The 14,303-nt window shown below is 68.9% G+C and carries 10 protein-coding genes; 4 read left to right on the top strand and 6 right to left on the bottom strand.

What is annotated here, in order from left to right:
* Positions 1-11: 11 nt before the first annotated feature.
* The 6 genes from STRVI_RS12120 to STRVI_RS12095 form a co-directional block, all read right to left on the bottom strand.
* On the bottom strand, positions 12-902 hold the full coding sequence (locus tag STRVI_RS12120; protein WP_014055938.1) for a DUF429 domain-containing protein: 891 nt from the start codon (positions 900-902) through the stop codon (positions 12-14).
* An 85-nt stretch (positions 903-987) separates the two neighbouring features.
* Positions 988-3,069, bottom strand: a complete 2,082-nt coding sequence (locus STRVI_RS12115; RefSeq protein WP_014055937.1) for an Hsp70 family protein — start codon at positions 3,067-3,069, stop codon at positions 988-990.
* Positions 3,066-3,473 (bottom strand): hypothetical protein, encoded by a 408-nt coding sequence (locus STRVI_RS12110; RefSeq protein ID WP_251982598.1) that lies wholly within the window; start codon positions 3,471-3,473, stop codon positions 3,066-3,068. Before STRVI_RS12110 ends, STRVI_RS12115 begins: the two co-directional genes overlap by 4 nt.
* 290 nt (positions 3,474-3,763) lie before the next feature.
* Positions 3,764-5,314: a hypothetical protein gene (locus tag STRVI_RS12105; protein WP_251982597.1), complete on the bottom strand. Its 1,551-nt coding sequence runs from the start codon at positions 5,312-5,314 to the stop codon at positions 3,764-3,766.
* A gap of 374 nt (positions 5,315-5,688) precedes the next feature.
* Positions 5,689-7,056 carry a hypothetical protein gene (locus STRVI_RS46270; RefSeq protein ID WP_150112890.1) on the bottom strand — a complete coding sequence of 456 codons (1,368 nt, stop codon included), beginning with the start codon at positions 7,054-7,056 and terminating at the stop codon, positions 5,689-5,691.
* A gap of 157 nt (positions 7,057-7,213) precedes the next feature.
* Positions 7,214-7,735, bottom strand: a complete 522-nt coding sequence (locus STRVI_RS12095; protein ID WP_014055933.1) for an ATP-binding protein — start codon at positions 7,733-7,735, stop codon at positions 7,214-7,216.
* On the opposite strand from STRVI_RS12095, the gene STRVI_RS55925 reads away from it, so the two are divergent.
* The 4 genes from STRVI_RS55925 (at position 7,682) to STRVI_RS12075 (ending at position 14,301) form a co-directional block, all read left to right on the top strand.
* Complete coding sequence (locus STRVI_RS55925; RefSeq protein WP_353477036.1) at positions 7,682-8,203, top strand: DUF397 domain-containing protein; 522 nt, start codon at positions 7,682-7,684, stop codon at positions 8,201-8,203. The genes STRVI_RS12095 and STRVI_RS55925 overlap by 54 nt on opposite strands.
* Before the next feature lie 148 nt (positions 8,204-8,351).
* Positions 8,352-10,073, top strand: coding sequence for an N-6 DNA methylase (locus tag STRVI_RS12085; protein ID WP_014055932.1), 1,722 nt, complete (start codon positions 8,352-8,354; stop codon positions 10,071-10,073).
* A 59-nt stretch (positions 10,074-10,132) separates the two neighbouring features.
* Positions 10,133-11,236: a protein kinase domain-containing protein gene (locus STRVI_RS12080; protein WP_106685651.1), complete on the top strand. Its 1,104-nt coding sequence runs from the start codon at positions 10,133-10,135 to the stop codon at positions 11,234-11,236.
* Positions 11,237-11,319: 83 nt separating this feature from the next.
* Positions 11,320-14,301, top strand: coding sequence for a DEAD/DEAH box helicase (locus tag STRVI_RS12075; protein ID WP_014055930.1), 2,982 nt, complete (start codon positions 11,320-11,322; stop codon positions 14,299-14,301).
* Positions 14,302-14,303 lie beyond the last annotated feature (2 nt).

The raw sequence follows: 14,303 nt of genomic DNA, 5'->3' as shown, positions 1-14,303 counted from the left end.
AAAGAAGGCGATCAGTGCCGTGACGCCACCGGCGACGGACCGTCGAGCGGCTGATTTCCCTCGATTGGCCTCGTCTCACCGTCACGCCGCTGCTCAAGGCGGGCAGGCGCGATGATGGTGGGAGCCTGTCCCGGGGGCAGGGAGCTGTCCGCTCCGAGCACTTGGCAGCGCGCCAGTCCGTGCCGGTACCACAGTGCGGCCGTCCACGCACAGAGCAGCGCGTCGATGAGGTCCTCCCGATGCTTGTAGTCAGCCGCTTTCTGAGGTGAGGGCTCGGAGAGCAGTTGACGGGAGACCGGGTGGGAGGAGAGCAGGAAGGGCGGATCGGCGGTGGCCAGGCCCGTCATGTGCCCGATCAGCCTGTCGCACTCCGCCGCCCGTACCGCTCGCCACTGCGCCGTCTGAACCCGTGCCGGTCGGCGCTTGTACGTGGGGCGTTCCTGGTCGTAGCCCAGTTCGGCGGCTCCGACCAGGGTCGTGTACGGATAGCACTCGGAGAAGACCAGACCGCCGGTCGGCGGCCCGCCCCTGCCGTCGTCGTAGGACCAGCCCGACTCCTCCAGCCGTTCCCGCAGCAGCACTCCGGCCCGTCGGGGAGAGCTCTGGTTGGTGCTGTTCGCGCTCACCTTCCAACGGCCGTACCGCCGGCCGACCTCCCGCTCACAGGGCCGCTGGCCGGCCGGGTTGTCGACGACCAGCGGTGCATCGACGAATGCCAGGGTCGATCCGTCGACGGCTGTCCTGGCCAGCCATGACATCGTCTCCTCGAGGCCACGGGTCCAGCCGCATTCGATCACGACGCCGTGCGTGTCGATGGCGGCCACCCCTGTTTCATTGGGCTTGGTGCGGGCTCCGCTCTGTGCCCAGGCGAGGTCGATGCCTATGAACCGATCGATTCCCATGCAGCCGTGGTACCAGAGAACCGGCCCCTGATGTGAAGCGGGCCTCTTCCCTGCCGATCAGCCGGGACTGCGGCAGCCGAGGCGATCATCTCTTGTAACGCGCACCGTTGTTGAGCGGCGGGATCCGTGAGCTGAACACCCAGACCCCTTGGGAGAGCGTCGCGCCGAGCATGCGCCTGGAGGTTCGCAGCCAGGGGTTGGAGGCTTGGAGCGGCGCGAAGTTGTCGTTCGAGACGATCACCCCGTCCACGGCATTGGCGATGTCGACGACGAGTGCGTCTCCACGCCCCTCGGTGCCCGCCGGCGGCTGCACCACCTGGCGTGCGTCGATCGCTGCCTGCACGGCCGCTCGCTCCTCCTCGGCCACGTCGTGGCGGAGCGTCGCGTCGACGACGACGTGAATGTCCCGGTTGGGATAGCGACGCTGCAGGGCGGCGACGCCCTGTTCCAGGATGGCGAAACGCGGTCGGCCGCCGGCGGCCCGGCTGGCGCTGGAGATCCAGGCGAGGTTCGAGCCGTCGACCACCAGCGGACGGTTGTCCGCCGTGGCGGCGAGGCGCGCCAGGACCTCCGGGGAGGCCTTGCCGCGCTTCGAGCCTGCCTGCGCCAGGGGGACGTCGGGCTTGGTCCGGTGAGGATGCGTGGGCAGCGGGGCGCTGCGATGGGGTGCCCCGCGCAGGGACATCAGGTGAGCCAGCTCTTTCTCGACCTCGGGTGATGCCCCGGTCGTGCCGAAGCTCGACACCGGTTCGTTGAGAACGACCTCGCCTGTTTTGACGAGCGTCGCCTTGACTTCGAGCAGCCCTTCCTTGGTGTAGGTGTAGTCGAGTTCGAACGTTCCGTCCTGCGCTGAGCACCGTCTCTTGTATTCAAGGGTGAGTACGGTGAGCCGGACATTGTCCGGGTGGTCGACCGGCTTGTCCGGGTCGCCCTCCCACACCTCGACCTGGAGAGACGCCAGGTTGTCCTTCGTCGGCGTGTACGACTTCTTGCGGATCTGTGGAAGCGGCTGGTTCCGCGGGATGATGGTGCTGAAGCTGCGCCGACCACCACGCTCGGTCGTCACCGTGCCCAGCGCATGGGAGTTGACCACCTGGACGATGCTGTCGAGTTCGCCGTTCAGGGAAGCGGCCGCGATCGCGGCACCCTCCGCCACGGCAGTCATCGGGTTGCACAGGTCCGCGCCGACCGGCACGCATCCGAGGGCCTCGGCGACCGCGGCTCGTACGGCCGGGATCTGGCTGCTCCCCCCGATCATCAGGACGGCGGTGAGCTCACCCGGGTCCATGCGGAGGTCTTCCAAGCAGGCCTCGACGGGGTCCAGGGCTCGGGAGATGAGGTCCTGGATCTCCTCGGAGAACTCCTCCTGGGTGATCTCCACTCCGCTGCCGTCGGGCGTGATGACGTGGACGCTGCTCTGCTGCGACAGGAGGATCTTCGATCGCTCGATGTCGAGCCCGAACTGGCGTTGTTCGGACGGGGTCCACTGACGGCATGCCGGTGCCCGTTCGAGAACCAGGCGTTTGAGACGTTCGTCGATTTCGAGCCCACCGAGGCGGTTCACTCCGCGGGACGCCTTCTCGTCGAAGAACCCGTCCTCGTGGAGCAGGATGGTGGAGTCCATGGTGCCGCCACCCCAGTCGAAGACCAGGAACTCCCCGGTTTCCTCCAGGGCATGGGCGTACGCGATGGCCGCCGCCGTCGGCTCGTTGAGCAGGGCCTGTACGGCGACGCCCGCGACCTTGGCCGCCTCGCGTGTCCGATAGCGCGCTGCGCCCGTCGCATTGGCCGGGACGGTGACCACGGCCGGTGCGATGTCGGTCGCCGCCTCCTCCTCCGCCACTCTGGCCATGGTGCGGAACACTCCTGCGGCAGCCGTGGTCGCCGCGAAGCGCCTGTTGCCGATCGTGACCAGCTGTTCGTCACGGAGCATGCGCTTACACGCTTCCACGGCGCTCTCCGAACGGAGCTTGGCCTCCCAGCCGAAGAGCGTTCCGGGACGCAGCGAGCTGGTGCCTACCACGGAAGGGAAGAGACACTCGAAGCCGGGCCGTCGCCAGTCGGCGTCGAGTCCGTAGCCGCCGAGTTCCAGGACCTCCACGTACGCGCCGTTCCACTGAGCGGCCACCGAGTTAGTCGTTCCGAAGTCGATGCCCGTCGCGGTCACCGGCCCCCCTCCGTGCCGTTCGTTCCGTTGCCGGTGACGTCCACGCGCCGCAACTGGCCGGCGAGGGCGAGTTTGCCGGTGGCCTCGTCCACGTAGGCGGGTCGCAGGACCTCGAAGTTCTCGCCCTGTCCCTCGGTCACCACGAACAGCTCCGGTGAGTCGGGGTCAGTGACCCGACGCAGCTGAAGCTGGCCGAGGTGCTCGGTCATGGCATCCGCCACAGCTCGGGAAGCGCCCTGCGCGTGGAGCAGCGCGTCGATCTCGCACAGCCTGCCGACGAACTGGGCGCGGGTGCGGAACTCTGCGATGACTGCGGCACGGACGGCCTGGAGCAGCCCACTGCTCGTTCCCCCTGCGAGGTTCTCCTCGCCGAGTTCTGCCAGAGCCGCCGGTATGGCAGCCACGATGCCCTTGATCACCTGAGTGGCGTCGAGTGGTTCGGAGGACGACCATGCCGTCCGCGGCGACTGTTCGGCCTTCTTCGCCCTGCGTATCGCCGTTGCGGTGGGTTTCGGGCGTTTCTGCGTGGCCTCAGGACGAATCTGCCCGCAGTGCGGACACACCTTGTGCGACCTGAGACGCTTTTCGGCCTTCTTGGGGCGCTTCTTGATGGTGGTACGTCGGTGCGTGTGCGGCATCGCTGAGTGGCCTGACTTCTCTTGGCGAAGGGGTTCTCGGACGGTGTGTGCGACCACTACCTGGATCGGTGACGGTCAAGACGTGGTGGCGTAGTACGGAAGTCCTGGAGGAGCTCGACGGAGGCCCGCGCACGCACGGCCTCCATATGCGCCCCGCTGGTGGCGGGGGTACGCCGCGGCAACGGCTCCAACGGCGGGACGATGGACCGCGGCACGTCGTCGGGTGCTTCATAGACCGAGTGGGCCAGGGGCAACCTGAAGAAGACCGCGTCTCCGGCTTCGTTCCGGCGTGCCTGGTCGAGACGACCGCGGATCATGTTGAGCCGCGCGTATTTCGCCGTGTCGAAGCGGGACTCGCGGACGAGCTCACGGTAGCGGGTCTCCCAGTCGGCGGAGCCGTGTGGCAGGCCGAGATCCAGGTACGGATTGGTGAGGGGATCGCGGCTGTTCTTGGGCGTCGTACGCCATACGCGTATGAGCCGGAGGTTGCCCGCCGCTTCGTCGGTCAGCGCCGCCGCGCGTTCCGTCAACGCTTCGGCGTCCTGCAGATCCTCACGTGCGAGAGCAGCGTAAGCAGCGATGTTGAGGGCTTCGGGAAGAATGCCCTGCATACTCGGCGGAAGCTTCTTGCCGGGCTTCAGGGGGCGGTCGAAAGCCGCGGACTGCCGTCCCGCCTCCTCCACGCGGCCTTCGATCACGAGATCGTACGCTCTGCGAATGGCCGTCCAGGCGTGGAAGTCGCTGAGCCGCGGATCGACAGTGGACTGGGGGTCCCACAGCGTGGACATCAGCGCCCACAGGCCGCGGTCGGCAAGGAAGCTCCGGGGCCAGTTCCCCTCGTGGGATCCGGCCTTGAGATTGCGCAGCTGGATGCGCTGTTCCTGGGGAAGTGCGGCGTCCAGCTCCTGAAGGCGCGTGGCGTCCCCGACGGATGCCTCAAACAGCAAGTCCCAGACGTCCGGCCGGCCGTCGGCAGCGGACCCGCCGGTGTCCGGTTCCTCGCCGGACACGAATTCCGCGCGACGCAGGAACCACGTCCAGTCCAGGGCACGGGCCTCGTCCCGCGTCACCTGCCCCGGCACCAGTCGGGCACGCAGGTAGAGTGCCTCGTCGTCGCCCCGATACGCCCACGGGTCGTCCTCCGGCAGGATCCCGCCGTGCTCGATGAGGTCGTCGATGACGGGCAGCGGAGCCCAGCGGAGCACCTCGGGAAGCAGTGTCCTGGGCACGGGCACGGCTCCGCCCATGGCGACCGAGGTGAACAGCGAGTACGCGGGTCCACCGGTCAGGCTTCGGGACGAGCGGGCCAGCAGCAGACTGGGGGCGGTGGAGCAGAGGACCGCCAGGCGGTCCGTCCCCTCAGGGGTGAGCCACTCCACTCCCGCGGCGTGCAGAGTCCGAAGGTGCCTCAGGACGTCCGTGGGCGTGCACTGCCCCAGCAGTGCTCCGACTGCGGGCAGCAGGGCGTCCGCCCCGGGAGAACCCTCGACCGCCTTGCGCAGCTCCTCCTTGTGATGACCGCCGCCGTCCGCACCTTCACCGCCGCTCGCCTGCTGCAGCTCCTCCAGCACTTCCTGCACGGCGCTCACGGCTTCGGCGCCGTTCACCCCGAGCCACCGCCACTTGCGAAGGACGAATCCACTGGTGCTGTGCGAAGGGGCAGCCTCACGTCGCTGCCTCTGCTCGGCCAGACGACGTTTCTCAGCCGCAATGGCGGCTTGCCGGGCCGCCACGGGGTCGGTCATCTCATACACCCCCGCAGGTTATCCGGCGCCACTGACATACGTCTCGAACTGCACCTATTCCCGGGGCAGTCAGCTCTTGGCCACGCCGACCCGCAGCCTCGCGGTGAACTTCGGCCCGAGCGTGCCCCCCGCCCTGGGCTCGCACGGCACCCCCTGACTCCTCGACGCCTCCGCCCTTGCAGTGCCGACCGGGTCGCACGGAACACCCGGTTCGGGAGAGCTCGCCGATGCCGTCCTCAGGGACTGAGGGGGCGTATCGAAGGAAGTGCCTCATCTTCCAGCTGAAGGTCGCGTCTCGCGGTCCTGAGCGCGAGTTCCAACTGCCGCACATGCCGCCCACCCTCGTTCGCCGCGCCGCCACGCTCGTTCGCCGCAGCGGCCAGCCACAACTCGGCGCCGTTGATGGCCCGGGTGACCTGTCTCCCGGCTGCCTCTCCCAGAGCACCTTCGAGCGGGCGAAGCTGACTGATCAGGTCCCTGGCCCGCTTGCTGTTCCCGGGCCGGTGATTCGCCCCGCCCGGAAGCCCTTCGTCGTCAGCCGCAGTACCTGCCGTGGACGTGGGCCTCGAAGCGTCGGTGGAACTCTCCGCGGTCGCGCCGGCCTGGCCTGTCCCACCCACAGAAGACCGTTCGCATGCAACGGCCGGGACAGGGGAAAGCGACCACAGCCCTGTGCGTTGAGCCTCGTCGGCGTTCAGGCGGATGTAGCGCTCAGCGGCCACGACCCAGCCCGTGCCGCCGTCCGCCACAAGAACACGCGCTCCGTCAGGTACGCGGTAGACCCGCCCCGCGAGCGGGACCTCAGTGTCCGCGGGAACGGAGAGAAAGGCCGGGGTGACCGCGCTGCCCACAGGCTTGACGTAGGCGGCAAGCAGACGCCGATCCCCGCCGACCACGACGGGCGCGCTTGCCGTGGCCTCGCCGCCCGGTACGGGAGCGAAGAGCAGAGCACCCTGGACGGGGAAGCCAGCGGGTTCGGGATGGGGCCGGGACGGGCGCACGCTCTCCAGGTGTGGAGTGAGCAGGCCCGTCGGCGACAGCGTGCACTCCTCCAACGGCTCCCAGTGCAGCGGATGTCCGTGTGCCTGCACGCCGATGTGGACGCGACGCTCTCCGCCGTGGGTGACGAGGCGGACCCGGAGCAGAAAACCCTGACGGTCCAGCAGCTCCCGGGTCACCGCACCGTCCTGTGCGAAGATCCAGTCCACGCCGACGGCGTCCTCGTCGAACTCGTCGGCGGCGCGACGCCAGGCCGGAAAGTCCAGAGCACCGAGCTGGAACCTCACTCGAAGTCGTATGCCCGGAGCAAGCACGTCCACGGCACCACCCGGGCCAGCGCCGAGATCACGGACGCTGACCTCGCCCGGCACGCCCTGCCGTTCGAGCAGTCGCTCCACACCGCGCTTGACGAAGAGGTGATCTGCGCTGGACTCACCGTTGGCGGTGCGATGACACACGGCATTGGGGTGGTGGGCGAAGTGGCACACCTTGTCGGTGTAGCGCCGGTCACTCAACTCACCGCCGCAGCCGCCCAGCTGGATCCCGCACCAGTAGGTGTAGTCGGGGTGCAGCTTGCGCCAGTGGTCCAGTTCGTGGTGATCCATGGGCAGGATCACAGGATCGCTGGAGTACCTGTCTCCGATGACCGCGGTCTGGACCCTTCGGTGGTCCAGTGGGACAAATCTCATCAGCGGTGACCCGGGCCTCCGACGCTCCGATGCCCGATCACCGGCGTCTGCCCGGGCCAAGTCCCGAAACCGGTCATGTCGCCCCCTCTTGCCTCAGCCGTCGAGTCGGCTGAGACGCACTCGACTGCAGCTCAGGATGGGCCGCGTCGACGTTGTTTGCAATGCGTCGCGGCATCGAGTCTGATGCGCCCCACACGCCACCCTTCTGCATTGCGGGGGCGAGTTCGACCCATACCGTCATGCCCGGTGCACCGAGTCGCGGGCCGGTACCCCAGCGGGTGGCCAGCCCGGCGACGATGAGCAGGTCCCGGCCCGACTCCGCTTTGCCGGGCGGCTCCTGCGAAGACGAGGGAGGCACTCGCTCGGTACGGGTGTCCGCCACCTCCACACGGGGGGCGTCGGAGGTTACGGTCAGCCGGAGGTGGAAGTCCCGGCCGGGCACGTGGCCGTGCAGCACGGCGTTGGCGGCGAGTTCGGCCGCGATCAGGGTGAGGGTCTCGTTCGCTGCGGAGTCGTAGGCGTATCCCCACTGGTCGAGCCGATGCGAGACGAGACGCCGGGCGAGGCGGGCACCGCACGGTGTGGAGGTGAACACATGACGAACTCGTGTAGGACAGCCGGGGGTTGGGGCGTCGGTGCGATGGCGGTGTCCGAGGATTCCATGGCGGCGAGCCTGCCGGGGGGCCGCGTGGCGCTGACCAGCTACGACGCCTGTACGGGGCTGGTCTGTACAGATCGTCGCGACGGACGTACAGGCAGGGGCAAGTCCTCGTACGGGGGAACCTTGCTCAGGCCCTCACCCCGTGTGAGTCGCTGGCCTACATCGAGAAGTCGCTGGGGGAGCTATGAACACCCGAAGGATCACTGCCGTCGCTCAGGATCTGCGGTGGTTCAAGAGCAGTTACAGCGGCGCGGAGGGGGCCAGTGCGTGGAGGCGGCGGCCTCGCAACGGATCGTCCACGTCCGGGACTCAAAGTTGGCCCCCAGCCTCGCACTCACCATGGACCGCACCGCATGGGCGGCCTTCATCGGCTTCGCCGCGTGCCACGGCAACGAGGGTTGACCTTCTCACTCGTCGGCTGACCGTTTGTCCCCTTGAGGTGCGGTTCCTTGCTGCTTGGATTCCGAAATGGGCAGGAATATCACCGCACTGTTAGCGGTGTTAACGCAGGCATCTTGTCTATGTCCTTTGAGGTGTGTACGGTCCCGTCATGGCCGCCGACGAATCCGCCCCCGCGGCAGTCGTCACGGCTGCCGAGATCGCCCGCCTCGCCGGGGTGACCCGTGCCGCCGTCTCCAACTGGCGCCGCCGCCACTCCGACTTCCCGCGCCCCGCCGCCGGCACCGCGACCAGCCCCCTCTTCGCGCTCACGGAAGTCCAGCAGTGGCTGGACCGGCAGGGCAAGGGCCGGGAAACCTCCGCTGAGGTCGACCTGTGGCACGAACTGCGCGCTCAGTACGGCGACGACCTGCTCACCGCACTCGGCGCGGTCGGCGCGCGGTTGCTCGGAACCGCCGTCGAGCAGCCGCTGGCCGAGCCCGCCGCAGCTGCCCTCACCGCCTTGTCCGCGGAGCGTGACGCACACGCCCTCTACGCCGACCTTGTCGAGCGCTGCATCGCTTCCACCACCCGCAGCGGCGGTGAGCCGATGACCACCCTCGCCTTGGAGCGGATCGTCGCGGCCTTCACCGGATCGGCCGACGATGCAGCCGGAGCATCGGACCGCACCATCGGCACGGTCTATGACCCGGCGTGCGGCATCGGGACGCTGCTGCTCACTGCCGTCCCGGGTGCCCACCGGTACGGCCAGGAACTCAATCCGGCGACGGCCGCCATTGCCGAGTTCCGTGCCCGGCTCGACGGCAGGACCGCCACGCTGGCCTGTGGAGACTCGCTGCGCAAGGACGCCTTCCCCGACCTCCGCGCCGATCTGGTCGTCTGCGATCCCCCGGTGGGCGTGCCCGACTGGGGGCGGGACGACCTGCTGCTCGATCCCCGCTGGGAGCTGGGCGTACCCCCGCGCTCGGAGAGCGAACTCGCCTGGGTCCAGCACTGCTACGCCCACACCGCTCCTGGCGGCCGGGCGCTGCTGGTGCTGCCCTCGTCCGTCGCCTACCGCAAGACCGGTCGCCGTATCCGGGCCGAACTGGTTCGCCGAGGACTGCTGGCCTCCGTGGTGGCACTGCCGCCCGGTCTGATGTCCAGCCACTCGCAGCCCGTGCACCTGTGGATCCTGCGGCGACCGGCCCAGGGCGACCCCGCCCCGACACACATCCGCATGATCGACCTCAGCACCGCCGACCCGGACGGCATCGGCATGAAGGACTGCGCACCGACGCCGGAGCAGATCGCGGACGTTCCGCCCGTCGACATCCTGGACGACGACGTCGACCTGAGCCCCAGCCGCTACGTCACCCCCCATCACGGCGACTACCCCGTCGAGTACGCTGCCCTGCGCGTCCACATCCAGAGCCTCGCCAAGGACCTGCTCGACCTGCTCCCCGAGCTCCCGGCCGGCCCCGGCCGCATCGAGGCCGCGCCGATGGGACTCGGCGATCTCGTCCGGGGCGGTCTGGTCGACCTGGACGGCAGCGAGCCGACCTCCCGGACCGATCAGCTCGACACCGACTACCTGCGCGGTTTCCTGCGCAGCGCCGCCAACACCCGCCGCAGCACCACCGCCAGTGGCACCCTCCGCCTGAACGCCTCGGGTGCGCAGCTTCCACAGATGGACATCGGGCACCAGCGTGAGTACGGCGAGGCCTTCCGGCGTCTGGCCGCCTTCGAGGAACTGCTGCGCGAGGCCGCCGCCATCGGCGACCGGGTCGGTGCGCTCGCGTACGACGGGCTGACCAGGGGCGCCCTGCTGCCGCCGTCGGCCACCAGTGCCTCTTCGGGGAAGAGCGAGTCCCAGGAGGCGCAGGATCAGTGAACCGACCCGCTGATAACCTCGCTCTCGTCCAGCCAGGTCAGGACAGTACGGGGGCAAAGGTGCTGCAGCCGCTCAGAGCGGGCGACCCGACGACGGTCGGGAACTTCCGACTGGTCGGCCGACTGGGGCAGGGCGCGATGGGTGTCGTGTACCTGGGCTACCGTTCGACCCGCCCGGTCGCGGTGAAGGTCGTCAGGCCGCAGCTCGCGGAGGACGAGTACTTCCGCAAGCGCTTCGCCCTGGAGCTGGAGGCGATCCGCCGCGTCGGCGGCTTCCACACCGCCGCTCTGGTGGACGCCGACCCACGAGCCGCGACGCCGTGGATCGCGACCCAGTACATCAACGCGCCCTCGCTGCTGGAGCTGGTGGAGCAGCACGGCCCGGTCAGCGAGCTGGGTGCGTGGTGGCTGGCAGCGGGTCTCGCTGACGCCCTGATGCACATCCACTCGGTGCGTTTACTGCACCGGGACCTCAAGCCCGGCAACGTCCTGGTCGCCACGGACGGCGTCCGGGTCATAGATTTCGGAATCTCCCACGTCAGCGGCGGTACCGGCCTGACCACGGCGAGCGCGGCCCTCGGCACCCTCTCCTACATGGCACCGGAACAGGCGGCGGACTCCCGGAAGGCCAGCGAGGCGTCGGACGTCTACAGCCTCGGTGCGACGCTGGCGCACGCGGCGACCGGCCACGTCCCCTTCTATGCGCAGATGCCGGCACAGCGGACGCTGGACATCCAGCCCGACCTGACCGGCCTCCCGCCCGCGCTGCTCGACCTGGTCACCCACACGCTGGCCTTCGACGCCGAGGACCGGCCGACGGCACAGAACGTGCTGGAGGAGGCGATGGGACGCCTGCTCGACTTCGGCGTGCCGACGGAGGCGCAGGCGTACCCGCCGCTGCCGGAGGCGTTCCTCGCGGCGGTGCTGGAGCGGCAGGCCACACCGGTCGAGGCACCGGATGCCGTACCGGATCCTGATGCTGCGGTGGACGCCGAGCCGGACGACGTTCCGGACATCGCCCCCGAGCCGGTGCCCGAGGCCGCGCCGTTCCCCAGGCCCGCGGAGCCGCTCGATCCCGGGCCCCAGCCGGACGCCATGCCGGACCGCTGGGCCGCACGATGGCGCAGCCGTATCGAGGACCGCCGCGGCGACTACGGCGGCTGACCCCGTCAAACCCCTGCACAAACCACAAACGCCCAGTGCTTGAACGGCACAGCAGCAGAGCAGCAATCGAAGGAGACCCGCCGATGACCACCGTCGCCGACAGTGCGTCAGGCAACGTGCCGGGCGATGCGTCCGGTGGCGTCCGGTTCGCCGCCGGGATGCAGGTCCGCGCCCGCGACGAGGACTGGCTGGTCGTGGAGGCCGCCGAAACCGCTAAGGACGGCACCCGCCTGGACGTACGGGGCATCTCACCCCTGGTCCGCGACCAGCGGGCGGTCTTCTTCGCGCACGAAAGCCTCGACCAGGTGACCCCACTGCGTCCCGAGGACACCGAGCTCGTCCCCGACGACTCCCCCGAGTGCCGCCGTTCGCGCCTGTTCATCGACGCGTTGATCCGCAAGACCCCGCTGCCCCTCTCCGAGCAGCGCCTCGCCACCGTGGGCACCCACCTCGTCGACGACCTCGCCTACCAGCGTGAACCCGCCAAGGCCGCCCTGCGCGCCCTGCGCCCCCGACTGCTGATCGCGGACGCGGTCGGCCTCGGCAAGACCCTTGAAGTCGGGCTGCTGCTGTCCGAACTGATCAGACGCGGACGCGGTGAGCGCATCCTGGTGGTGACACCTAAGCACATCCTGGAACAGTTCCAGCACGAGCTGTGGACGCGCTTCGCGATCCCGGTGGTGCGGCTGGACTCGGCCGGCATCGAGCGGATCAAGAACGACATCCCGGCCGGCCGCAACCCCTTCTCCTACTACAAGCGCGCGATCATCTCCATCGACACCCTGCGCTCCGACCGCTGGCGCAGCCATCTCATGCAGGTCACCTGGGACGCCGTCGTCATCGACGAGTCGCACAAGCTCATCAACACCGGGACGAAGAACAACCGCCTCGCGCAGCTCCTCGCGCCGAAGACCGACGCCCTGATCCTGGCCAGCGCCACACCGCACAACGGCCAGCGGGAGTCCTTCGGCGAGCTGCTGAGCCTGCTCGACCCGACGGCCATCCCCAACACCAGCGACTACGACGAGACGCAGCTCCAGCACCTCTACATCCGGCGGCACAAGATGTCCCCCGATGTCTCCGCCGAAATCGGCCACATGTGGGCCACCCGCAAGCCGCCCGTCGCCATCGACTGCACGGCGACCCCGGCCGAGCAGCAGGTCTTCGACGAGCTGTACGACGTCTGGATCAACCCGAAGGACGGCCGCAAGGCCCCTGTCTCCGGCAAGGGCGCCCGGCTCTTCCCTTACACCCTGCTGAAGTCCTTCCTCTCCTCCCACTCCGCGCTCGTCGAAACGGTCGACAACCGGATCGACAGCATCGACCGGAGCCCCAACCCACAGGAACGCCAGGCCGAGCGCGAGGCACTGGTCAACCTCGGCACCATCGCCGAGGCCATAGACATTGAGGGCGCCGCCAAGTTCCGGCAGCTGGTGAAGGTCCTCAAGGACGAGATCAAGGTCGGCCCCGGGTCCGACGCCCGCGTCGTGATCTTCTCCGAACGCCGCGCCACCCTGCAGATACTGCAGGACACCCTGCCGTCGGCCCTAGGCTTCGCCCCGAGCCGGGGAAAGACCAGCGGCGCCGTCCGCCAGCTCCACGGCGGACTCTCCGACGACGAGCAGCAGCGCACCGTCAAGGACTTCGGACTGGCGAGCAGCGAACTGCGGGTCCTGCTCACCGGCGACATCGCCGCCGAGGGCGTCAACCTGCACCGCCAGTGCCACCAGATGATTCACTACGACCTGCCCTGGTCGCTGATCACCATCGAGCAGCGCAACGGCCGTATCGACCGCTACGGCCAACAGCACTGCCCCGAGATCCGCGCGCTGTTGCTGCTCACCGCCGACGAGGACCCCGACCACCCCTCGGCCGACCGAGCGGTGTCCGAGCGCCTGCTCAGGCGTGAGGACGAGGTCCACCGCACCCTCGGCGAGGCCGCCTCCATCCTGGGCCTGCGCGACGAGGACGCCGAGACGAACGCCATCATGGAACGGCTCCTGGCGAACGATGAACCGTTCGACGCTGCCGTTCCGTCGGTCCCGTTGGACCCCTTCGAGGCGTTCCTCGCCGACCACACCCCGGATGGCGACTCACCGGGCTTCCGGGTGCCTCAACTGTGCGCCTCCACCCGCGCGTTCGTCGAAGAGGGCCTGGAGGAGGTGTACGACAACCCGGAGCAGCGCATCGGCAAGCACTGGGACGACGACCACCCCAAGATGATGGTCTTCACCCCGGACCGGGAACTCCAGCGCCGCCTGCTGGTCCTCCCCAAGTCGTACCTGGACGAACGGCAGGTCCTGGACCAGCTCCGGGTCACCTTCGACAAGCAGTTCGGCCAGGACCGGCTGGACCGCGCCCGCGAGCGCAGCGGCAACCGTGCCAAGGGCGCGATCACCAAGCAGGAGCGCACCGAGACCTCCGGCTGGCCCGACGTCAGCTACCTCACTGACCAGCACCCGGTGGTGGAGTGGCTCACCGACAAGGTCCTCGTCAGACTCACCCGCAACACCGCCCCGATCATCACGGCGGACGTCGGCGAACCGGTGTTCCTCACGCAGGGCATGTACTCCAACGCCAAGGGCCACCCGACCGTCCTGGCCTGGACGTGTGTAACGGGCTTGGCGAGCGGCACACCCGTCTTCGACGACGACCTGGTGGGCGTACTCGAACGGGCCGGAGTCAAGCCGGGAATGCTCAACCGACCTTTCACCGGCGACAGGACGGCCCTCCAGGAACTGGTTCCGGCGGCGGTGAGGGCAAGCCGCGAGCACATCGCCGAACTGCGCACCGAACAGGAAACCCCGCTGGTGGAGCAACTCATTGAGTACGAACAGCGGTTGGAGGCATGGCGGAAGGCCAGCCTGTCGACGTTCGAGCAACTGAGCTTCAGCGGCATGCGGCGGAAGCACGAGGAGACGCGCGTGCAGAAGACCGCGGTGGAGGTCGAGCAGCTCATCGAGCAGTTGGCCACACAGGGCGAGGCGATGGTTCGTGTGATCGGCGTCCTGGCGCCACCCGCAGCCGCCGGCGGCAACGTGATTCAGCAGCAGAGGGGCGCGTGACA

Source organism: Streptomyces violaceusniger Tu 4113 (assembly GCF_000147815.2).
GTDB lineage: Bacteria > Actinomycetota > Actinomycetes > Streptomycetales > Streptomycetaceae > Streptomyces > Streptomyces violaceusniger_A.
This window is presented reverse-complemented; position numbering and strand designations above follow the sequence as displayed.